Origin of the sequence: Pseudomonas yamanorum, assembly GCF_900105735.1 — a bacterium.
In the GTDB taxonomy this organism is placed as follows: Bacteria; Pseudomonadota; Gammaproteobacteria; order Pseudomonadales; family Pseudomonadaceae; genus Aquipseudomonas; species Aquipseudomonas yamanorum.
Map to the genome: position 1 here is coordinate 5,931,462 of NZ_LT629793.1, position 25,245 is coordinate 5,956,706.

Annotated in this window: 2 protein-coding genes; both read left to right on the forward strand. The window is 64.4% G+C overall.

The genetic code is table 11. The features are described from left to right. Window positions 1-223 precede the first annotated feature (223 nt). Complete coding sequence (locus tag BLU46_RS27830; protein WP_093208198.1) at window positions 224-13,144, forward strand: non-ribosomal peptide synthetase; 12,921 nt, start codon at window positions 224-226, stop codon at window positions 13,142-13,144. Then, window positions 13,141-24,558, forward strand: coding sequence for a non-ribosomal peptide synthetase (locus tag BLU46_RS27835; RefSeq protein WP_093208200.1), 11,418 nt, complete (start codon window positions 13,141-13,143; stop codon window positions 24,556-24,558). Before BLU46_RS27830 ends, BLU46_RS27835 begins: the two co-directional genes overlap by 4 nt. Window positions 24,559-25,245: the final 687 nt, after the last annotated feature.

The following is a 25,245-nucleotide window of genomic DNA, read 5'->3' on the forward strand; positions in this document are numbered from 1 at the left end:
CCCCCCCTCCAACAAATACGAAAGTTCCCCAACGCCAGCCGCTTTGTCCCCGCTTCCCATGTCACCCCCCACCCCCCGAATCCTCTAATTTCCCAACCCTGCGGGAAGCCACCCGATCCTCGACCGCGCCCGCGCTTTAACCCAGGCCTCCCAGGCACTTACGCGACAGCTGAAAACGGACTTTCTCCTCAACCGTATCCGACTCAAAAAAGCAGGTTACCCCATGCAGTTCAGCAAACTACTGGCAGCTCTTTCCACCCACCCGATCCGCCTGCAAATGGACGAAGGCGACCTGATCATCCTGGGTGACGACGACGCGCTGGATGACGCCCTATGGGACCAACTGATCGCCCACAAACCCCAACTGCTCGACCTCGTCGCCCAACACGGCGGCGACTGGCTCAGCCCGGCCTATCGCATCACTCCGGACATGCTGCCCCTGGTCAACCTCGACCAACCCGCCATCGACCGCATCGTCGCCAGCATCCCCGGCGGGGCGGCGAATGTGCAAGACATCTACCCCCTGGCGCCACTCCAGGAAGGCATGCTCTACCACCACCTGTCAGCCCACCAGGGCGACCCCTACGTGCTGCACGCCCAATTCGTGTTCGACAGCCGCGCCCGTCTTGAAACGTTCGCCCAGGCCCTTCAATGGGTCATCGACCGCCACGACATCCTGCGCACCTCGATGGCCTGGGAACGCCTGGACGAGCCCCTGCAAGTGGTCTGGCGCAAAGCCTCCCTGGTCTGCGAAGAAGCCCGCCTCGATGGCGATGCAATGACCCAACTGCAAGCCCTCTACGATGCGCGCAACTACCGCATGGACCTCGGCCAGGCACCGCTGCTGCGCCTGGTGTTTGCCGAAGACCCGCGCAATCAGCGCGTGGTCGCCATGCTGCTGTTCCACCACACCATCCTCGACCACACCGCCCTCGACGTAGTGCGCCGTGAGATCCAGCTGCACCTCGCCGGCCAGACCGAACAGGCCGGCGCTCCGGTACCGTTTCGCAACTACATCGCCCAGGTCCGCCACGGCGTCAGCGAACAGGCTCACGAAGCGTTCTTCCGCGAAATGCTCGCCGACATCGATGAACCCACCCTGCCGTTCGGCCTCCAGGATGTGCAGGGTGACGGCCATGGCATCGATGAAGCCCGGATCGCAGTCGACAACGATTTGAGCCGTCGCCTGAGGGCCCAGGCCAGACCATTGGGTGTCAGCCCCGCCAGCGTGATGCACCTCGCACTGGCCCAGGTGCTGGGCAAGGTCTCCGCCCGCGAATCCGTGGTATTTGGCAGCGTGATGCTCGGCCGCATGGGGGGCGGCGAGGGCTCCGACCAGGCCCTGGGCATGTTCATCAACACCCTGCCACTGCGGGTGGACGTAGGCGAGCAAAGCGTGCGCGACGGGGTGCAAACCACCCACAAACGCCTGACCGAATTGCTCAACCACGAACACGCCTCCCTGGCCCTGGCCCAGCGTTGCAGCGGTGTGGCCGCACCCACGCCGTTGTTCAGTGCGATCCTCAACTACCGTCACAGCGATGCCTCGGACACCCAGGCGGTGATCGACATCGCCGAAGGCATCCAGGTGCTGGGCGCCGAAGAGCGCACCAACTACCCGCTGACGGTCAACGTTGATGACCTGGGCGAGGGCTTTGCCTTTACCGTGATGGTGGACGCCTCCATCGGCGCGGCGCGCATTGCCGATTACCTGCATACCGCGCTGGAAAACCTGGTGCTGGCCCTGGAACAAACGCCAGATGCACCGTTGCACAGTCTGGGCATCCTGCCTGCCGCCGAACGCCAACATCTGCTGCACGGCCTTAACGCCAGCACCCAGCACTACGCCGATTCAGCCCTGATCCACCAGCAAGTCGAAGCCCATGCCGCCAGCCATCCAGAGGCCATCGCGCTGCGCTTTGAACACCAACATCTGAGCTACCGCGAGCTGAACGAACGCGCCAACCAGGTCGCGCACTGCCTGCTCAAGCGTGGCATTCGCCCCGACGACCGGGTGGCGATCTGCGTGGAGCGCGGCCTGGAAATGATCATCGGCCTGCTGGGCATTCTCAAGTCCGGGGCGGGCTATGTGCCGATTGATCCGGCCTACCCGCTGGACCGCATCGCCTACACCCTGCAAGACAGCGCGCCGCTGGCAGTGCTGGTGCAGGGCAACACCCGTCATCTGGTGGGCGATGTCACGTCGATCGACCTCAACAGCCTGCAACACGAGCCCATCGTTAACCCCAGCGTTGCGATCAGCCCGTCCAGCCTCGCCTATGTGATCTACACCTCCGGCTCCACTGGCTTGCCCAAGGGGGTGATGATCGAACACCGAAACGTCGCGCGGTTGTTCAGTGCCACCGAGCACTGGTTCAAGTTCAACGCCAATGACACCTGGGCGCTGTTCCACTCGTTTGCCTTTGACTTCTCCGTGTGGGAAATCTGGGGCGCGCTGATGCACGGCGGGCAGTTGTTGGTGGTGCCACAACTGGTCAGCCGTTCACCGGACGAGTGTTATGCACTGTTGTGTGAAGCCGGTGTGAGCATCCTCAACCAGACGCCGAGCGCGTTCCGCCAATTGATCGCAGCACAGGGCCGCAGCCAGCAACTGCATTCCCTGCGCCAAGTGATCTTTGGCGGTGAAGCCCTGGAGCCGGGCATTCTCAAACCGTGGTACGCCCGGGTGACCAACTCGGGTACGCGGCTGGTCAACATGTACGGCATCACCGAAACCACCGTGCACGTGACCTATCGTGCCCTGGAGGCGGCGGACGCGCAGCTGGTGGGCGTGAGCCCGATTGGCGTGCGCATTCCCGACTTGCAGCTGTATGTGCTGGACGCCCGCCGCGAACCGGTGCCGAGCGGTGTGGTCGGCGAGTTATACGTCGGCGGTGCCGGCGTGGCGCGGGGTTATCTCAACCGTGATGAGCTGACCGCCGAACGTTTTCTGGCGGACCCCGTCACCGGCCTGCGCCTGTACAAGACCGGTGACCTCGGCCGGTTGCTGGCCGACGGCAGTGTCGAGTACCTGGGGCGCAACGACGACCAGGTGAAGATTCGCGGTTTTCGTATCGAACTGGGGGAAATCGAAGCACGCCTGGCTACCTGTGAAGGCGTGCGTGAGGCCGTGGTGATGGCCCGCGAAGACGAGCCGGGCGACAAGCGTCTGGTGGCCTACGTGATTGCCCAGCCGGACCACGTGCCCACCGCCGCCGAGCTGCGGGACCACCTGCTGCTGTCCCTGGCCGAATACATGGTGCCCAGCGCCTTTGTACTGCTGGACTCGTTTCCGCTCACCACCAACGGCAAGCTCGATCGCAAGGCCTTGCCGGCACCCGATGCCGACGCCCTGGCCCGTCGTGGTTATGAAGCGCCCCAAGGCGCGGTGGAAACCGCGATTGCCAGCCTTTGGCAAGACCTGCTGAAGATCGACCGGGTCGGGCGCCAGGACAACTTCTTCGAGCTGGGTGGCCATTCCTTGCTGGCGGTCAAGCTGATCGAGCGCATGCGCCAGCTGGAGCTGAGCGCCGATGTGCGGGTGCTGTTCGGCCAGCCGACGTTGGCTGCGCTGGCCGCTGCGGTGGGCGGCCAGCATGAAGTGCAGGTCCCGGCCAACCTGATCAGCGAAGCGACCCGGCACATCACCCCCGACATGCTGCCGCTGGTGGACCTCGACCAGCAGGCCATCGACCATATCGTCGCCAGCGTGCCCGGCGGTATCGGTAACGTGCAGGACATCTACGGCCTGGCCCCGTTGCAGGCCGGCATCCTCTATCACCACCTGGCGACCACCGAAGGCGATCCCTACGTGTTGCAGGTGCAGTTCAGCTTCAGCGGCCATGAGCCGGTCGAGGCGTTTATCCGTGCGCTGCAAAGTGTGATCGAGCGCAACGATATCCTGCGCACCGGCATCATGTGGGAAGGCCTGGACGAGCCGGTGCAAGTGGTACTGCGCCAGGCACTGCTGGTGGTTGAACAGGTCGACGTGGATCCACACAGCGACGTTCTGGCACAACTGCAAGCACGCTTCGACCCACGCCACTATCGTCTCGACCTGTCCCGTGCCTCGCTGATGCGCTTTGCCTACGCCGAGGATCAGGGCCGTCATGTCGGCATCCTGCTGCTGCACCACATCCTGCTGGACCACACCGCGTTGCAGGTGCTGGTGGAAGAAATGAGCGCCAGCCTCGCAGGCGAAACCGGCCTGCTGACGGACGCCGTGCAATACCGCAATTACGTGGCCCAGGCGCGCCTCGGTGTGAGCGCCGCGCAGCATGAAGTGTTCTTCAGCGAGATGCTCGGCGATATCGACGAGCCGACCCTAGCCTTCGGTTTGCACGACGTGAATCGCGACGGCAGCGGTGTGCGCGAAGCTCACTTGCCCGTGGACCCGGCCCTCAGCCTCGGCCTGCGTGAGCAAGCCCGCCAGCTCGGTGTCAGCGCCGCCAGCCTGGTGCACTTGGCATGGGCGCAAGTCCTCGGCCAGGTATCGGGCCAGGACGAGGTGGTATTCGGCACGGTATTGCTGGGCCGTATGCAAGGCGGCGAGGGCGCCGACCGGGCGCTGGGGATGTTCATCAATACCTTGCCGCTGCGGGTCAGCGTCGGCGCGGTGAGTGTGCAGGGCGGCGTGCGCGCCACCCATGCGCGGCTCGCACAGTTGCTGGGGCATGAGCATGCGTCCTTGTCCCTGGCCCAGCGTTGCAGTGGCGTGTCCGGTGCGCTGCCGTTGTTCAGCACCTTGCTCAACTACCGCCACAGTGCCCCGGGCGAAGCGCCAGGCGCCAGCCCGTTCGCCGACGCCGGGATCGAAATCCTCAGCTCCGAGGAACGCAGCAACTACCCGCTGGTGCTGAACGTCGACGACCTCGGTGTGGGTTTTGCGCTGACGGTGCAAGGCGTGGCCGAAGTGGATGTGCAGCGTGTCGGCGACTATATGCTCAGTGCCTTGCGCAACCTGGTGACGGCGCTGCAACAGGCGCCGACTACGCCGCTGCATCAAGTGTCGATCCTGCCACCTGCCGAGCGGCATCAAGTGTTGGTGGGTTTCAACACCACCGCCCGCGACTACCCGGCCGGGAAAACCGTTCACGCTCTCTTCGAAGCCCAGGCCCTGGCCAGCCCGGAAACCGTGGCGGTGGTGCACGGCCATGCGTCGCTGAGTTACCGCGATCTCAACCTGCGGGCCAATCGCCTGGCTCACTATTTGATCGATCAAGGCGTGAAGCCGGGGGACAACGTGGTCATCGCGCTGCCACGCTCCATCGACCTGTTGGTCAGCCAGTTGGCGATCCTCAAGTGTGCGGCGGTCTATGTGCCGCTGGACGTCAACGCGCCTGACGAGCGCCAAGCGTTCATGGTGCAGGACAGCCATGCCAAACACGTGCTGAATGACCTTGCCGCGCTGAGCCTTGCGACGCAGCCTGCGCATAACCCGAACCTCGCCCAGTCGGCGGAAAGTGTGGCGTACATCATGTACACCTCCGGCTCCACCGGGGCGCCCAAGGGGGTACAGGTTCCCCATCGCGCCATCTCCCGATTGGTGATCAACAACGGCTACGCCGACTTCAATCACCGTGACCGGGTGGCCTTCGCCTCGAACCCGGCGTTCGACGCCAGCACCCTCGACGTGTGGGCACCGCTGCTCAATGGCGGCTGTGTGGTGGTGGTCGAACACGCCACTTTGCTGTCCCAGGCCGCTTTCGCCGCCCTGTTGCAGGAGCAATCCGTCAGCGTGTTGTGGATGACGGCCGGGTTGTTCCACCAATACGCCGATGGGTTGATGTCGATGTTCCGCCAGCTGCGCTACCTGATCGTCGGCGGCGATGTGCTCGACCCGCAGGTGATCGGCCGGGTGCTTGAGCACGGCGCGCCGCAGCATCTGCTGAATGGCTACGGCCCCACCGAAGCCACCACGTTTTCCACCACCTTCGAGATCACGTCAGTGGGTGAGGGCGGTATTCCGATTGGCCGACCCATTGGCAACAGCCGTGCCTACGTGCTGGATGCGCGGCAGCAACCAGTGCCGCTGGGCGTCGTCGGCGAGCTGTACATCGGTGGCGCGGGCGTGGCCAAGGGTTATCTGAACCAGCCGCAACTGACCGCCGAAAAGTTTATCGTCGATCCGTTCGGCGACGGCCTGCTGTACCGCACCGGCGACCTGGCGAGTTGGCAGGCGGACGGCACCTTGCTGTACCAGGGCCGCAACGACCATCAGCTGAAAATACGGGGTTTCCGTATCGAGCCCGGTGAAATCGAAAGCTGCCTGGCCAGCTATTCCGGCGTGAAAGACACGGTGGTGCTGGCCCGTGAAGATGAACCCGGCGACAAGCGCCTGGTGGCTTACTACACCGCCCAGGCGCCGTTGAGCATTGAAGCGTTGCGTGCGCACCTGCAAAGCCGGCTGCCGGACTACATGGTGCCGTCGGCCTATGTCTGGCTGGAACTGTTGCCGCTGACCGCGAATGGCAAGCTGGACCGCAAGGGCCTGCCGGCGCCGGATCAGGCGTCGCTGCTCAGCCGTGGTTTCGAAGCCCCCGAGGGTGAGGTGGAAACCCTGCTGGCGCAGATCTGGCAGGACGTATTGAAGGTCGAACGGGTCGGACGCTTTGATCACTTCTTTGAACTGGGCGGCCATTCATTGCTGGCGGTAAGCCTGATCGAACGCATGCGCCAGGCTGGCCTGAGCGCCGATGTGCGGGTGCTGTTCAATCAGCCAAGCCTGGCGGCGCTGGCGGCCGCGGTGGGCAGTGGCCGGGAAATCGTGGTACCGGCCAACGGCATTGCGCAGGATTGCCAACGTATCACGCCGTCGATGCTGACCCTGGTCAAGCTGGATCAAGCGGCCATCGACCGTATTGTGGCCACGGTGCCCGGCGGTGCGGCCAACGTGCAGGACATCTACCCGCTGGCCCCGTTGCAGGAAGGCATCCTCTATCACCACATCAGCGCCGAACAGGGCGACCCGTACCTGCTGCAATCGCGCATGGCGTTTGACAGCGTCGAGCGGTTGCAGGCCTTCATGGGCGCACTGCAAAAAGTCGTGGCGCGCCACGATATCCTGCGCACCGGCGTGGTGTGGGAAGGCTTGGACAGCCCGGTGCAAGTGGTGTGGCGTCATGCCGAGTTGGTCGTACAGCACATCCCGCTGGACCCGGCCGATGGCGACGTGATTGAACAGCTGCACGCACGCTTCGATGCCCGCCACTATCGCCTGGACATCACCCAGGCGCCGCTGTTGCGCATGGTGTATGCGCAGGACCCGACCAACCAACGGGTCGCGGCGATCCTGCTGTTCCATCACCTGGCGCTGGACCACACCGCTATGGAAGTGGTTGGCCAGGAAATGCGTGCGTTCCTGTTCAACCAGGCCGATGACTTGCCGGTTGCGGCACCGTTCCGTAACTACGTGGCCCAGGCCTGCATGGGTGTCAGCGCCCAGGAGCACGAGCAGTTCTTCCGTGAAATGCTCGCCGACATCGACGAGCCCACGCTGCCCTTTGGCGTGCAGGATGTGCAGGGCGATGGCCGGGATATCGAAGAGGCCGAGTTGCCCGTCGATGCAGGGTTGGCGCTGCGGATTCGTGAACAGGCGCGGCAACTGGGGGTCAGCGCTGCGAGCCTGATGCACTTGGCCTGGGGCCAGGTACTCGGCCTCGCGTCCGGCCGTCAGGACGTGGTATTCGGCACCGTGTTGATGGGCCGCATGCAAGCCGGCGAAGGCGCCGACCGGGCGCTGGGTATGTTCATCAACACCTTGCCACTGCGGGTCGAGGTGGGCGCCAGTACAGTACGCACCGGGGTCAAGGCGACTCACGCCCGTCTCAGTGCGTTGCTGGGCCATGAGCATGCATCCCTGGCGCTGGCCCAGCGGTGCAGTGGCGTGCCGGCCTCGATGCCGTTGTTCAGTGCCTTGCTCAACTACCGCCACAGCACCCCGGGCGAAATGGCCCGCGACGGGCATGGCATCTGGGAGGGCGTGCAGTTGCTGGGCGGGGAAGAGCGCAGCAATTACCCGCTGACCTTGAGCGTGGACGACCTGGGCACAGGCTTCGGCCTGACGGTGCTGGCCCTGGAGTCCATCGGTGCGCAACGCCTGTGTGACTACATGCACAGTGCGTTGGAGCAACTGGTGCAGGCCCTTGAAAAAGCACCGGAAACGCCGCTGAATCAGTTGCCGGTACTGCCTGTTGCCGAGCGCGAAAAACTCCTGCGTACCTTCAACGCCACCGCCCGCGATTACCCACAAGGACACACCCTGCACGCTGCCTTCGAAGCCCAGGCCGAGCGCCTGCCGCAGGCGATTGCGGTGAGCCAGGACGGCCAGCACCTGACGTACCAACAGCTCAACCAACGTGCCAACCAGCTGGCTCATCACCTGCTGGCGTTGGGCGTGCAGCCCGACGACCGCGTGGCGATCTGCTGCCGACGCGGGCCGCAGATGCTGGTGGGCCTGCTGGCGATTCTCAAGTCGGGTGCGGCCTACGTCCCGGTAGACCCGGCTTATCCGGCCGAGCGCATCGCTTACCTGCTGCAAGACAGTGCCCCGGTCGCGGTACTGGCCGAGGAAAGCACCCGTGGCGTGCTCGGCGAGGTGGCCATCGTCGACCTGCATGGCGCGTATTCCGGTGAGAGCAATCCCCAGATCGCCAGCCTGACCCCGACGAACCTCGCCTACGTGATCTACACCTCCGGCTCCACCGGCCAGCCCAAAGGGGTGATGGTGGAACACCGCACTGTGGAAAACCTGGTGCATTGGCACTGCGAAGCCTTTGACCTGCACGCCCACAGCCACACCAGCAGCGTGGCCGGTTTCGGCTTTGATGCCATGGCCTGGGAAGTCTGGCCGGCGTTGTGCGTGGGGGCGACCTTGCACCTGCCACCGGCCCAGGTGGGCAATGAAAACATCGACGAACTGCTGGCCTGGTGGCTGGCGCAACCGCTGGAGGTGAGCTTCCTGCCCACGCCGGTGGCCGAGTACGCCTTCAGCCAGGGACTTGAACACCCAAGCCTGCGCACCCTGTTGATCGGCGGTGATCGCCTGCGCCAGTTCAATCAGGAGCGCCGTTTCGCGGTGATCAACAACTATGGCCCGACCGAAGCCACGGTGGTCGCCACTTCTGGCCGCGTGCACATCGGTCAGCCGCTGCACATCGGCAAGCCGATGGCCAATGCTACGGTGTACCTGCTTGATGACCAACAGCGTCCGGTGCCGGTGGGTGTGGCAGGCGAGTTGTACGTGGGCGGTCGCGGTGTGGCCCGTGGGTATTTGAATCGCCCGGACTTGACCGCCGAACGCTTCCTCGATGACCCGTTCAACCCGGGCCGCATGTACCGCACCGGCGACCTGGCGCGCTGGCTGCCGGACGGCAATATTGAATACTTGGGCCGCAACGACGACCAGGTAAAAGTCCGGGGTGTGCGCATCGAACTGGGGGAAATCGAAACCCGCCTGGCCGCCGTCGATGGCGTCAAGGAAGCCGTGGTGCTGGTGCGCGACGGCCGCTTGGTCGCCTGGTTCACCGAACAAAAACCGCTGGATATCGAAACCCTGCGTGCCGAGCTGCACAGCCAACTGCCCGAGGCCATGGTGCCGGTGGCCTACGTGAAGCTCGACTGCTGGCCGCTTACCGCCAACGGCAAGCTCGACCGCAAGGCCTTGCCGGCGCCGGATCAGGCCGCCATGCTCAGCCGTGAATACGAAGCGCCACAAGGCGAGGTCGAAACCACCCTGGCGCGGATCTGGGCCGAGGTGTTGCAGGTGGAGCAAGTGGGCCGCCATGACCATTTCTTTGAGCTGGGTGGCCATTCATTGCTGGCGGTGAGTCTGATCGAGCGCATGCGCCAGGTCGGCCTGAGCGCCGACGTGCGGGTGTTGTTCAGCCAGCCGACATTGGCCGCATTGGCGGCGGCGGTGGGCAGTGGCCGGGAAGTGGTGGTGCCGGTCAATGGCATTGCTGCCGATTGCCAGCGCATCACGCCTTCGATGCTGTCGCTGGTGGAGTTGGATCAGACGACCATCGACCAGATCGTCGCCAGCGTGCCGGGCGGCGCCGGCAATGTGCAGGACATTTATCCGCTGGCGCCGTTGCAGGAAGGGATTTTCTACCACCACATCAGTGCGCAGCAGGGCGATCCGTATCTGCTGCAATCGCACCTGGCGTTTGACAGCGTCGAGCGTTTGCAGGCGTTTGCCCGGGCGTTGCAGTCGGTGATCAACCGCCACGATATCTTGCGCACCGGCGTGGTCTGGGAAGGCTTGCAACAGCCACTGCAAGTGGTATGGCGCCAGGCTGAGCTGTCGGTGCAGGCGGTGCAGGTGGGCACCGGTGATGTGCTGGCGCAGCTGCATCGCCAGTTTGATCCTCGTCACTACCGTGTGCCGATGTCCCAGGCCCCGCTGGTGCGCCTGGTATATGCCGAAGATCCGCGCCAGCAACGGGTGGTAGCGATTCTGCTGTTCCACCATATCGCCCTCGACCACACGGCGCTGGACGGCGTGCGTCACGAGATGCAAGCCAGCCTGCTGGGCCTGCCCGAAATCACCGACGAAGCCACGCCGTACCGCAATTACGTGGCCCAGGCCCGACTGGGGGTGAGTGAGCAGGAGCACGAAGCGTTCTTCCGCGAGATGCTGGGGGATACCCATGAGCCTACGCTGCCGTTCGGCCTTCAGGATGTGCAGGGCGATGGCAGTGCCATCGAAGAAGCCTGTGAAGCGTTATCGCCGGCCTTGACCCAGCGCCTGCGCACTCAGGCGCGGTTGCTGGGCGTCAGCGCTGCCAGCATGTTCCACCTTGCCTGGGCGCAGGTGTTGGCATGCACCTCGAGCCAGGACACCGTGGTGTTTGGCACCGTGTTGCTGGGCCGTATGCAGGGCGGCAAGGGCAGCGACCGGGCGTTGGGGATGTTCATCAATACCTTGCCGTTGCGGGTGGATGTCGGCGGCATCGGTGCGCGTGCGGCGGTAAAGGCGACCCATGCCCGGCTGACGGCACTGTTGGGGCATGAGCATGCCTCGCTGGCGCTGGCCCAGCGTTGCAGTGGAGTGGCGGCGCCGTTGCCGTTGTTCAGCGCCATGCTCAACTATCGCCACAGCGACAGCCAGCAAGCGGCGGTGTCCCCGGCCTGGCAGGGGATCGAAACCCTGGCCAGCGAGGAGCGCACCAACTACCCGCTGACCTTGAACGTGGATGACCAGGGCGACGGATTCCGGTTGACCGCGATGACCCCCGCGCAGATTGGCGCGCAGCGTATTTGCGGTTACATGCAGGCGGCGTTGCACGGGCTGGTGGACGCGCTGGAGCAATCCCCGCAATTGCCGCTGGATCGCCTGTCGATCCTGGGCCCGCAGGAGCGCGAGCAACTGCTGTTCGGGTTCAACGCCACCGAGGTTGCCTACAACCTCGATCAGACCCTTCACGGCCTGTTCGAAGCCCAGGTTGAACGCACCCCCGATGCGCTGGCGGTGAAAGCGGGTGACCAACACCTGAGCTACCGCGAACTGAACGCGCGCGCCAATCAGTTGGCTCATCATCTGCGTGAGCTGGGGGTACAGCCGGATTCGCGGGTGGCGATGTGTGTGGAGCGTGGCTTGGAGATGGTCATCGGTCTGTTCGCCATTCTCAAGGCCGGTGGTGGTTATGTACCGCTGGACCCGGCGTATCCGCTGGAGCGAATCGCCTACATGCTGCAAGACAGCGCGCCGGCGGCGGTACTGGTGCAGGGCGGAACCCGTTCGCTGCTGGGCGATGTGGCGGTACCCGTGGTGGATCTGGACCGGAACACCTGGGAGCACCAGCCGCTGTCCAACTCACACGTCGACGGGCTGACCCCGCAGCATCAGGCCTACGTGATCTACACCTCCGGTTCCACCGGCCAGCCCAAGGGCGTGATCAACGAGCATGCAGGTGTGGTCAACCGCCTGCTGTGGATGCAGGACGCCTACGGCCTGACCGCCGGCGACGCGGTCTTGCAGAAGACCCCGTTCAGCTTTGACGTGTCGGTGTGGGAATTCTTCTGGCCCCTGTTCACCGGTGCCCGGTTGGTCATGGCGCGCCCCGGCGGGCACAAGGACCCGGCCTACCTGTGCGAGGTGATCGAAGCTGAACAGATCACCACCTTGCACTTTGTGCCGTCGATGCTCGACGTGTTCCTGGCCCACGGCGATGTCAGCCAGAGTGCCGGGCTGTTGCGGGTGATGTGCAGCGGTGAGGCCTTGCCCGGCAGCCTGGTGCGACGCTTCAAGCAGCAGTTGCCAGGCATCGGTTTGTACAACCTCTATGGCCCGACCGAGGCGGCGGTGGATGTGACTGCGTGGAACTGCGCAAGGCCCCTGGTGCCGGACAACACGCCTATCGGCAAACCGATTGCCAATACCCGTATGTACCTGCTGGACGCCCGGTTGCAGCCGGTGCCCTTGGGCGTGGTCGGCGAGCTGTTCATCGGTGGTGTTCAGGTCGCTCGCGGCTACCTGCATCGCCCTGAGCTCACGGCCGAACGCTTCCTCAAGGACCCGTTCACTGCTGGCCGCATGTACCGCACCGGCGACGTCGGGCGCTACCTTCCGGACGGCAATATCGAGTACCTGGGCCGCAACGACGACCAGGTGAAAATCCGTGGCCTGCGCATCGAACTGGGGGAAATCCAGGCGCGGCTGACCGAATACCCGCAAGTCAATGAAGCGGCGGTGTTGGCCCGGGACGAGCGGCTGGTGGCGTACTACACCGGCGTGCAGGCGGATATCGAACAACTGCGAGCCCATTTGCTGGCGCGTTTGCCGGACTTCATGGTGCCGGCGGTATTCGTGCACCTGGAGGCCTTGCCGTTGAGCCCCAACGGCAAACTCGACCGCAAGGCGCTGCCGGCGCCAGGCGTTGAGTCGCTGATCGTGCGCGAGTACGAAGCCCCGGTGGGCAACACCGAAATCACCCTGGCGCGCTTGTGGGCCGAGCTGCTGAAGGTGGAGCGGGTAGGGCGGCATGACAATTTCTTCGAACTGGGCGGGCACTCGCTGCTGGCCGTCAGCTTGATCGGGCGCTTGCGTCAGGAAGGCATGGAAGCCGATGTGCGGGGGCTGTTCGAACAACCGACCCTGGCAGGCTACGCCGCAATTACCGAACGAATGGAGATCGTCCTGTGAGCATCATTGAACTGTTGGCGGCACTCAAGGCCAAGGATGTACAACTGGCGCTCAAGGGCGACCAGTTGTCGGTGCAGGGCAATAAACAGGCCCTGAGTGACCCGGCATTGGTGGCCTCGCTACGGGAACACAAGCCGGCGCTGATCGAGCTGATCAAGGCTGGGGAATACGCGGCCACCAAGGCCGGTGAAGTCGAGGTGCCGGCCAATGGCATTCCCGCAGGTGCCCAGCGGATTACCCCAGCGATGCTGACGCTGTCGAGCCTGAGCCAGGCCTCGATTGACCGCATCATCGAGACCGTCGACGGCGGCGCGGCCAACGTGCAGGACATCTACCCCCTGGCCCCGCTGCAGGAAGGCATTCTTTATCACCATGTGAGTGCCGAACACGGCGACCCCTACGTCATGCAGTCGCAGTTCGCCTTCGACAGCCTTGAGCGCTTCAAGGGGTTTGCCCAGGCGTTGCAGGGCGTGATGGACCGCCATGACATCCTGCGCACCGCCGTGATCTGGGAGGGCCTGGAAGAGCCTTCGCAAGTGGTATGGCGCGCGGCGCGATTGCCGGTGCAACTGATTGAACTGAACCCCGCCGACGGGGATATCGCGACCCAGTTGCATGGCCTGTTTGATGGCCGTCACTACCGGCTGGATGTCACCCGTGCACCGCTGGTGCGCCTGGTAGGCGCCTGGGACGAAGCCCGGCAGCGCATGGTTGCCTTGCTGCTGTTCCACCACATGGCCCTGGACCACAGCGCGCTCGACGTGGTGCGCCACGAAATGCAGGCCTACTTGCAGGGCCACGGGGATCAGTTGGGCCAGGCCGTGCCGTTTCGCAACTACGTGGCCCAGGCACGCCTGGGGATCAGCGAGCAGCAACACGAAGCGTTCTTTCGCGAAATGCTCGGGGACATCACTGAGCCGACCTTGCCGTTTGGTTTGCAGGATGTGCAGGGCGACGGCCAGGAGATTGCCGAAGTCGACTGGCCGTTGCCGCCAGCGCTCAATCAGCGCTTGCGGGCCCAGGCACGGCAGTTGGGGGTGAGTGCCGCCAGCCTGTTCCATATGGGCTGGGCGCAGGTATTGAGTGCCCTGGCAGGCAAGGCGCAGGTGGTGTTCGGCACCGTCTTGATGGGCCGCATGCAGGGGGGGCACGCCACGGACCGGGCCCTGGGGATTTTCATCAATACCTTGCCGTTTCGCGTGGATGTCGGCGCCGAGACGGTGCGTGCCGGGGTCAAGGCCACGCACGCCCGGCTGACCACCTTGCTGCGTCATGAACACGCCGCCTTGGCCCTGGCCCAGCGTTGCAGCGGGGTGGCGGCGCCGACGCCGCTGTTCAGCGCGTTGCTCAACTATCGCCACAGTGGCTCGGGCACCAGTACCGACGCGGCGGCGGCCTGGCAGGGCATCGAGATCTTGAGCTCCGAGGAGCGCACCAACTACCCGCTGACCCTGAGTGTCGATGACCTGGGGGACGGATTTATCCTGCGCTTACTGGCGAGTACCCAGGTCGATCCGCAGGCTGTTTGTGGTTATGTGCAAACGGCCCTGGAAAACCTGGTACAGGCGCTGGAGCAGGCGCCCGACACCCCGTTGAATCTTCTGTCGGTACTGCCAGAGGCTGAGCAGCGACACCTGCTGGCGCACTTTAACGCGACAGCGGCCGACTTCCCCCAAGGCACCACCCTGCACGGGCGTATCGAAGCGCAAACGTTGCTTACCCCGGACGCGGTGGCTGCGGTGTATCAAGGCCGTCAGCTGACCTACGGCGAATTGAACCAACAAGCCAACCTGCTGGCCCATCACCTGCTGGCCCTGGGGGTAAAACCCGACGACCGTGTGGCCATCGTCGCCCGGCGTGGGCTGGACACCCTGGCCGGATTGCTGGCGATCCTCAAGGCCGGTGCCTGCTACGTACCGGTGGACCCGTCGCACCCGGCCGAGCGCCTGAGCTACCTGCTCAGCGACAGCGCCCCGGTCGCGGTGCTGACGCAACACGCCCTGCTGGAGCGCCTGCCCGCGCTCGACGTGCCGGTGATCAACCTGGACCGTTTTACCTGGCATCACCATACGGCCAGCAACCCCCAAGTTTCCGTCACACCGTCTAACCTGGCCTACGTGATCTACACCTCCGGCTCCACCGGCCTGCCCAAAGGCGTGATGGTGGAACACCACACCGTGGCCAACCTGGTGGACTGGCATTGCACCGCGTTTGACCTGTGCGCCGGCCGACATACCGCCAGCGTTGCCGGTTTTGGCTTTGATGCGATGGCCTGGGAAGTCTGGCCGGCCCTGTGTGTGGGCGCGACCTTGCACTTGCCGCCGGCCCACGACGGCGCGGAAGATATCGATGCGCTGCTGGACTGGTGGCGTGCGCAACCGCTGGACGTGTGTTTCCTGCCCACGCCGGTGGCCGAATATGCGTTCAGCCAGAACATCGAACACCCGACCCTGCGCACCTTGCTGATTGGCGGCGACCGCCTGCGCCAGTTCACCCGGGCCCAACGTTTCGAGGTGATCAACAACTACGGTCCCACCGAAGCTACGGTGGTCGCCACCTCCGGGCGGATTGAGCCCGGTCAGCCGTTGCACATCGGCAAGCCCATCGCCAATGCCACGGTTTACCTGCTGGACGAACAGCAGCGCCCGGTGCCCTTGGGGGTTGCCGGTGAACTGTATGTGGGCGGCAAGGGCGTGGCGCGGGGTTATCTGAACCGTCCGGAAATGACTGCCGAACGCTTTCTGGATGACCCATTCAATCCGGGCCGTATGTACCGTACCGGCGACCTCGCGCGCTGGTTGCCGGACGGGAACATCGAGTACCTGGGCCGCAACGACGACCAGGTGAAAATCCGTGGCGTGCGCATCGAACTGGGAGAAATCGAAACCCGCCTCAACCAGTTGCCCGGTCTCCAGGAAGTGGTGGTGCTGGCCCGGGAAGACCAGCCCGGCCAGCCCCGGCTGGTGGCTTACTTCACCGAAAACCCGCAGTTCGATGCCCTCGATGTGGGCGATATTCGCGCGCATCTGGTGGCGCACCTGCCTGACTACATGGTCCCGGTGGCCTACGTAAAACTCGATGCATTGCCCCTGACCGCCAACGGCAAGCTGGACCGCAAGGCCCTGCCAAAGCCGGACCTGGCCGCCGTCTTCACTCGCGAGTACGAAGCGCCTCATGGCGATATCGAAACCGTCCTCGCGCAAATCTGGGCCGATGTGCTGCAAGTGGAGCGCGTGGGGCGCCAGGATCATTTCTTTGAGTTGGGCGGCCATTCGTTGCTGGCCATGCGCATGGTGTCCCAGGTTCGCCAGCGCCTTGGGGTTGATCTGGCGCTGGGGGAACTGTTCGCCAATGCCGAACTGGCCGCCGTGGCGCAGGTGCTTGCCCAGGCCGGGCGCAGCACCTTGCCGGATATCCTGCCGGCGGCGCGGGACACGGCGTTGCCGTTGTCGTTTGCCCAGCAGCGCTTGTGGTTTCTGGCGCTGATGGAAGGTGCCAACACCGCCTATAACATTCCTATCGGCCTGCGTTTGCGTGGGCAGTTGCACGTCGATGCGCTGCAACGGGCCCTGGCGCGGATCGTCGCGCGGCATGAAACCTTGCGCAGCCGTTTCGCCCAGCAGGATGACGACGCCCAGGTGCTGATCGTGCCGCCTGAAGAGGTGATGCCCCTGCAAGTGCAGGACCTGCGCCGCCACCCCGAAGCACAGCAGGTGCTGGACGCGTTGATCCAGGGCGAAGCTTCGGCGCCTTTCGATTTGCAGCGCGGCCCGTTGCTGCGCGGGCGCCTGGTGATCATGGCCGATGATCATCACGTGTTGCTGCTGACTATCCACCACATCGTGTCCGATGGCTGGTCCATGGGCGTGCTGACCCGTGAGCTGATGGCGTTGTACCAAGCCTTCAGCCGTGGTGAGGCTGACCCATTGCCGCCATTGCCGATCCAGTACAGCGACTTCGCCGTGTGGCAGCGCCTGTGGCTCAGCGGCGAAGTGCTGCATCGCCAGAGCAGCTATTGGCAGCAAACCCTGGCCGGTGCGCCGGCGTTGCTGATGTTGCCGACCGACCGCCCGCGTCCGGCCCAACAGGACTACGCCGGCAGCAGCGTCGACGTGCGCCTGGATGAACGCCTGACCGCCGGGCTCAAGGCCCTCAGCCAGCGCCACGGCACCACGCTGTACATGGTGATGATGACGGCGTGGGCCTCGTTGCTCGCGCGTTTGGCCGGGCAGGAGGAAGTGGTGATCGGTTCCCCCGTCGCCAACCGCCAGCGGGCCGAGGTGGAAGGCTTGATCGGGTTGTTCGTCAACACCCTGGCGGTGCGCATCGATACCTCGGGCGAGCTGAGTGCCGAGTCGCTGCTGGCGCGGGTCAAGGGGCTGGCCCTGGACGCCCAGGCTCATCAGGACCTGCCGTTTGAGCAGGTGGTGGAAATCACCCGGCCATTGCGCAGCCTGGCCCATAGCCCGCTGTTCCAGACGATGTTGACCTGGCAGGACAGCGATGCGCCGGTCTTGGCCCTGGGCGACCTGAGCCTTGAAGGGATTGTGGAGGACAGTCACTTTGCCAAGTTCGACCTGTCCCTGAACCTCGGCGAGACCCGGGGCGAAATTCGCGGCACCCTGGAATATGCCATCGCGTTGTTCGACGAGTCGACGCTGCAACGCTATGTCGGCTATTTCACCCGCGTGCTGCAGGCCATGGTGGATAACGATCAGGCGGTGCTGGAACAGGCTGACTTGCTGGACGATCAGGAGCGCCAGCGTCTGCTGTTCGACTTCAACGACACCGCCGTGGATTACAACCTCGACCAGACGCTGCACGGTATGTTCGAAGCTCAGGTTGCACGAACGCCTGATGCGCTGGCGGTGAAGGCAGGCTCGGAGTGCCTGAGCTATCGCGAGCTGAACGAACGGGCCAATCAGTTGGCGCACCATCTGCGGGAGCTGGGTGTACAGCCGGATTCGCGGGTGGCGATTTGCGTCGAGCGCGGCCTGGAGATGGTGATTGGCCTGTTCGCAATCCTCAAGGCGGGCGGCGGTTATGTGCCGCTGGACCCGGCGTATCCGCTGGAGCGTATCGCCTACATGCTCAAGGACAGCGCACCGGCCGCCGTGCTGGTGCAGGGCGAAACCCGTTCACTGCTGGGCGACGTGACGGTGCCGGTGGTGGACCTGGACCGGAACACCTGGCAGCACCAACCAACGTCCAACCCACGAGTGGATGGGCTGACCGCGCAGCATCAGGCCTACGTGATCTACACCTCGGGTTCTACCGGCCAACCGAAAGGCGTGATCAACGAGCACGCGGGTGTGGTCAACCGCCTGCTGTGGATGCAGGACGAGTACGGTCTTACCGCCCAGGACAGGGTGCTGCAGAAAACCCCGTTCAGCTTCGACGTGTCGGTGTGGGAGTTTTTCTGGCCGCTGTTCAGCGGCGCCCGGTTGGTCATGGCGCGTCCTGGCGGGCATAAAGACCCGGCCTACCTGTGTGATGTGATCGAGTCCGAGCAGATCACCACACTGCACTTTGTGCCTTCGATGCTGGACGTGTTCCTGGCCCATGGCGATGTCAGCCAGAGCGCCGGGCTGGTACGGGTGATGTGCAGCGGTGAAGCGTTGCCCGGCAGCCTGGTGCGCCGTTTCAAACAGCAGTTGCCGGGCATCGGTTTGTACAACCTCTACGGCCCGACTGAAGCGGCGGTGGACGTGACGGCGTGGGATTGCGCCGGACCTGTCACGCCGGACAACACCCCCATCGGCAAGCCGATCGCCAACACCCGCATGTACCTGCTGGACGGGCAGTTGCAGCCCGTGCCATTGGGCGTGGTGGGCGAGCTGTTCATCGGTGGCGTGCAAGTGGCGCGGGGTTACCTGCACCGTCCTGAGCTGACGGCCGAACGCTTCCTCAAGGACCCGTTCAGCGCAGGCCGGATGTACCGCACCGGCGACGTCGGGCGCTACTTGCCGGACGGCACTATCGAGTATTTGGGCCGCAACGATGACCAGGTGAAAATCCGTGGCCTGCGTATCGAACTGGGTGAGATTCAGGCGCGACTGCTGCAATACCCGCAGATCAACGAAGCCGCCGTGGTGGCCCGTGACTCACGGCTGGTGGCTTACTACACCGGTGTGCAGGCCGACATCGATGCCCTGCGCAGCCACCTGCTGGAGCAACTGCCGGACTACATGGTGCCGGCGATCTTCATGCACCTGGAGGCCTTGCCTCTGAGTCCCAACGGCAAGCTCGACCGCAAGGCATTGCCGGTACCGGGCCTGGAATCGGTGATCGCCCGGGAATACGTCGCGCCTGTGGGTGAAACCGAAATCACCCTGGCCGGCCTCTGGGCTGATTTGCTCAAGGTGGAGCGGGTCGGTCGGCATGACAATTTCTTCGAGCTGGGCGGCCACTCGCTGCTGGCCGCCAGCCTGATTGGCCGCATGCGCCGGGTCGGGTTGTCGGCGGATGTGAAAGTGCTGTTTGGTCAACCCACCCTTGCAGCCTTGGCGGCTGCCGTGGGTGGTGGTCGCGAAGTGATGGTGCCGGCCAATGGGATTGCTGCGGATTGCACGCGGATCACCCCGGACATGCTGACGCTGGTGAACCTGGAGCAACCCGTCATCGACCGCCTTGTCGCGAGCATTCCCGGCGGCGCGGCCAACGTGCAGGACATCTACCCGCTGGCGCCGTTGCAGGCCGGGATCCTGTATCACCATCGTGCAGTACAACAGGGTGACGCGTACCTGTTACAGGCGCAGTTTGCCTTCGCCAGCGTCGAGCGCCTTGAAGCGTTTGCCCAGGCGTTGCAAGCGGTGATCGAGCGGCAGGATATCCTGCGCTCGTCGATGCACTGGGACGGGCTGGAAGAGCCGGTGCAAGTGGTGTGGCGCCGGGCGTCGTTGCAGGTCGAGGCGATTCAGGCGACGGGCGATGTGCTGGAGCACTTGCAGGCGCGCTTCCATCAGCACCGCCTGGACCTGGGGCAGGCACCGTTGATGCGCCTGGTGTACGCCGAAGATCCGGCCAACCAACGGGTGGTTGCGTTGTTGCTGTTCCATCATTTGGTGATGGATCACGTGGCGCTGGAAGTATTGCAGCACGAGATGCAAGCCTGTCTGTTGGGCCGTCGCGAGCAGTTGGGGGCGGCGGTGCCGTATCGCAACTATGTGGCGCAGACGCGCTTGGGCATGCGTCAGGACGAGCACGAAGCCTTCTTCCGCGAGATGCTCGGGGAGATCGATGAGCCGACGCTGGCACTGAATTCACCCGATGAAGCGCAACAGGCACGCCTGAGCGTTGACCCGCTGCTGAGCGGGCGCCTGCGCACCCTGGCGCGTCACCTTGGGGTCAGTGCGGCGAGCCTGATGCACCTGGCTTGGGCGCAGGTATTGGGCAAGGTTTCCGGCCGTGAGCAGGTGGTGTTCGGCACCGTGTTGCTGGGCCGGTTGCAAGGCGGTGAAGGCGCCGAGCGCGCATTGGGGGTGTTCATCAATACCTTGCCGCTGCGGATCGACCTGGGTGAGCGCACGGTGCACGCGGCGCTGATGGGGACCCATGCCAGCCTGACCCAACTGCTCAGTCACGAGCATGCGCCACTGGCCCTGGCCCAACGTTGCAGCGGGTTGCCGGCCAATACACCGCTGTTCAGCGTGCTGTTCAACTATCGCCACAGTGCGCCGCACGCTGGTGGGGTGGCTGAAGCCTGGCAGGGCATGCAAGTGCTCAAGGCCGAGGAACGCACCAACTTTGCACTGTCCCTGAGTGTCGATGACCTGGGTGACGGGTTTGGCTTTGATGTCATGGGGCAGGGCGCGGCACGCCTCTGTGAGTACCTGCATGTCGCCCTGGAACACCTGGTGCAGGCCCTGGAGCAAAATGCAGCGGGCCCAATCAGCCAACTGTCGATTCTGCCGCCGGCGGAGCGTGAAAAGCTACGGGTGGCGTTCAACGCCACCCAACGGGAGTTCCCTCGTGAACATACCGTGCAGCGCCTGTTCGAAGCCCAGGCCCAGGCGCGCCCGAACGCCATCGCTGTGGCGCATGGCGAGGACACCCTGAGTTACGGCGCGCTGAACACCCGCGCCAACCAACTGGCCCATCACCTGCGCACCCTGGGCGTGCAGCCCGGCGACCATGTGGCGATCCTGCTGCCGCGCTCGATTGACCTGCTGCTCAGTCAACTGGCAATCCTGAAATGCGCGGCGGCCTACGTGCCGCTGGACGTCAACGCCCCGGCCGAGCGCCAGGCCTTTATGGTGCAGGACAGCGGCGCGGTCTGGCTGCTGACCCACAGCAGCGAGTCCGTCGAGTACCCGGCCCGGCGCATCGACCTCGATACCCTGGCGCTGGACCCGCAACCGAGCCACAACCCGGACCTGTCGCAGACCTCGGAGCGGGTGGCGTACATCATGTATACCTCCGGCTCCACCGGCACCCCCAAAGGCGTGCTGGTACCGCACCGGGGCATTACGCGGCTGGTGATCAATAACGGCTACGCCGATTTCAACGCCCACGACCGCGTGGCGTTCGCCTCCAACCCGGCGTTCGACGCGAGCACCATGGACGTGTGGGGGCCGTTGCTCAACGGCGGCCAGGTGCTGGTGATCGACCATGCCACCTTGCTCGACCCGGGTGCGTTTGGTCGTGCATTGAAGGCGGGCGAGGCTACGGTCCTGTTCGTCACCACCGCGCTGTTCAACCAGTACGTGCAGCTGATTCCTGACGCGTTGGCCGGGCTGCGCATCCTGTTGTGCGGCGGCGAACGGGCGGACCCGGCGGCATTCCGCAGCCTGCTGGCCCGGGCGCCGGCGTTGCGCCTGGTGCACTGCTATGGCCCGACGGAAACCACCACCTACGCCACCACCTATGAGGTGCAGGCGATCGCCGCCGATGCTGAAAGCGTGCCGATCGGCAGGCCGATTTCCAACACGCAAATCCATGTGCTGGATGCGCACTTGCAGCCGGTGCCGCTGGGTGTAGTCGGGGAAATCTGTATTGGCGGGCACGGTGTGGCCAAGGGGTATCTGAACCGGCCGGAGCTGACGGCTGAAAAATTTGTCGATGATCCATTTGGCGATGGTTTGCTGTACCGCACCGGCGACCTTGGGCGCTGGTCGGCGGACGGGCTGCTGGAGTGCGTCGGTCGTAATGACGACCAGGTGAAGATCCGTGGCTTCCGCATCGAGTTGGGTGAAATCGAAGCGCGCCTGGCGACCTGCAACGGCATCAAGGATGTGGTGGTGCTTGCGCGGGAAGATGCGCCTGGCGATAAGCGCCTGGTGGCGTACTACACCGGCGAGCCGCTCGCCACCGACGTGTTGCGCAGCCATCTGCTGCAGCATTTGCCGGACTACATGGTGCCCTCGGCCTATGTGCCGCTGGAAAAAATGCCCCTGACGGCCAACGGCAAAGTCGACCGCAAGGCCCTGCCGGTGCCTGCGATGGAAGCGCTGGTAAGCCGTGTGTTTGAAGCCCCGGCCAATGAGCTGGAACAGACCCTGGCCCGCCTCTGGGGCGAAGTGTTGAGGTTGGAGCAGGTCGGTCGGCACGACAGTTTCTTTGAACTGGGCGGGCATTCGCTGCTGGCGATCCGGCTGGTCAACCTGATGGAAGAGGCGGGGCTTGAGGTGTCGTTGGCCGAGCTGTTCCAGCATGCCAGCGTCGCTTCGGTCGCCTCGATGCTTGGCCAGCGTACGACGCGGGAGGACGACAGCGCGCTGATCACCGTGCGCGCCAGCGGCAGCCAGCCGCCATTGTTCCTGGTGCACGAATTCAGCGGCATGGACGTGTATTTCCCGGCGCTGGGCCGGCATTTGCTGGGGGATTACCCGATCTACGGCTTGCCCGGTGCGCCCCTCGGTGAACCGCAGTTGCAGACCATGGAAGGCCTGGCGGCGCGGCTGGTGGGGATCATTCGGTCGGTGCAGCCCCATGGGCCGTATCGGCTGGCGGGTTGGTCGTTTGGTGGGGTGTTGGCTTATGAAGTGGCGATGCAACTGCAGGGCCTGGACGAGCCGGTGGCGTTCCTCGGGTTGATCGACAGCTACGTGCCGCGCATGACCGACCAGGGCAAGGCGCGCTGGGCCGGGCCGGATGCCCTCAAGCGGCATTTGCTGTTGCAGTGCATGGCGTATTGGAAGGCACAGGGAGGTGTGGATGAGCTGGCAAGCCTTGAGCAACTGGAAGCGCAGATTGGACAGCTGGATTTTGCTGGGCTGTTGCAACGCTGCCGCGATCGGCATTTGTTGTACGCGCAGATGGCGGCGGCTTCGGACGCGGACCTGTTGAATTTTATCGAGCGGGAAGTCGGACATGGGCACGCGCTCGCGCATTACAGCCTGTTCCCGATGCCGTTGGCGGTGCACCTGTTCAGCGCCGCAGAGCGGCCGACGGAGCTGTCGCGGCGCAGCCTGGATTTGGGTTGGAATGAAGCGTTGGCCCCTGGGCAACTGCGCCAGGTTGAAGTGCCGGGGGATCACCAGAGCATGATGCAGGCACCGCATATCCAGGCGTTGGGGCAGGCGTTGGGTGAGGCTCTGGCATTGAGTGAGGCTCCGAGTGTTGCGGTGCATCAGCCGTTGTTGCGGATCCAGAGTGGCCGCGCCGGGCATGCGCCGATTTTCTGTGTGCCGGGGGCGGGGGATAGCGTGACCGGGTTTGTGGGGTTGACCGAGGCGCTGGGCCGGGACTGGCCGATCTTTGGCTTGCAGCCGCGTGGGCTGGATGGGGAGGGGGTGCCGCACAGCCAGGTTGAGGCGGCGGCGCGCTGTTGTTTGCAGGCCTTGGAGCAGGAGTGTCCTTCGGGGCCGGTGCATCTGGTTGGGCATTCGTTTGGCGGCTGGGTGGTGTTTGAAATGGCCGCGCGGTTGCAAGACCAGGGGCGTGAGGTGGCGTCGTTGACGTTGATCGACAGCGAGGCGCCCGGGGGGAATGGGGTGGTGGGTCGGCCCTATACCACGACGGCGGCGTTGTTACGGCTGATTGAGTCGATGCAGGTGGCTTCGGGTAAGTCGCTGGGGATTGATGCGGTGGATTTTGCCGGGCGCGATGAAGTGGAGCAGCGACGGTTGTTGCATGCGGGGATGGTGGGGGTCGGGTTGTTGCCGGTGCGGTCTTCAGTGGATGCCATGGATGGGCCGGCGCGCACGTATGCGTCGGCGTTGCGTACGGTTTATCGGCCTGGTCGGCGGTATGAGGGGGTGGTGCGGTTGGTGTTGGCGGAGGATCCGACCCTGGATGCGGCGGGGAATCAGCGGGAGCAGGGGTTGATGGTTGAAGGGTGGCGCCAGTGCACCGGGTCGTTGGAGGTTTGGTATGGGCCGGGGAATCATTTTTCGCTGCTCAAGGCGCCGAATGTTTTTAGTTTGGCGGCTTGGTGGCGGGATGGGGTTGTGGTTGGGGAGCGGGTTTCGTGAGTGTACATATCCGTTGCTGCGGTAACGGCGGCTTATGGTTCCGCTCTTACAGCGGGTCACTTTTGGCAAACGCCCCAAAAGTAACCAAAAGGTCTTTGCCCCACCACTCGGTGCCTCGCCCAGGCTCGGCATGCCCGCACTCCGGCCCGGTTCCGCGGGCCGCCGCGACGGGCCATCCATGGCCCGGCGCGGCTAAATCGGCATCCTTGCCGATTTACCCGCTCCACCGTGCCTGCTTGCGGCCATCGTGGTTAACGGGGCCCGCAGATCAAGATCAAAAGCCAGATCAACAGCAAGAGCACGGCGGCCTGAAAGCCGACCTGAGTGTTAGAAGCAAAGGCAAAAGCTGCTTTTTTGTAGGAGCTGGCTTGCCTGCGATGCAGACACCTCGGTGTATCAGGCAGACCGAGGTGATGCCATCGCAGGCAAGCCAGCTCCCACATTTGACCGTGCCCGCTTTGGCTTTTGATTTGGCTTTTAAACACTCAAGCCGGCCGGTAGGCCGCTGTGCTCTTGCTGTTGATCTTGATTTTGATCTTAGGCGCCCCGTTAAACCACGCTGGCCGAACGCAGGCTTTGGAGCGTGGGTAACCCGGCAGGACGCCGGGTTAGCCGTCCTGGGCCAAGGATGGCCCATGACGGCGGCCCACGCTCCAAAGCCGGAGTGAGGGCACACCGAGCCTAGGC

Coding starts and splice junctions, on each gene's coding strand:
- BLU46_RS27830 (WP_093208198.1), top strand. CDS start 224: ATGCAGTTCAGCAAACTACTGGCAGCTCTTTCCACCCACCCGATCCGC.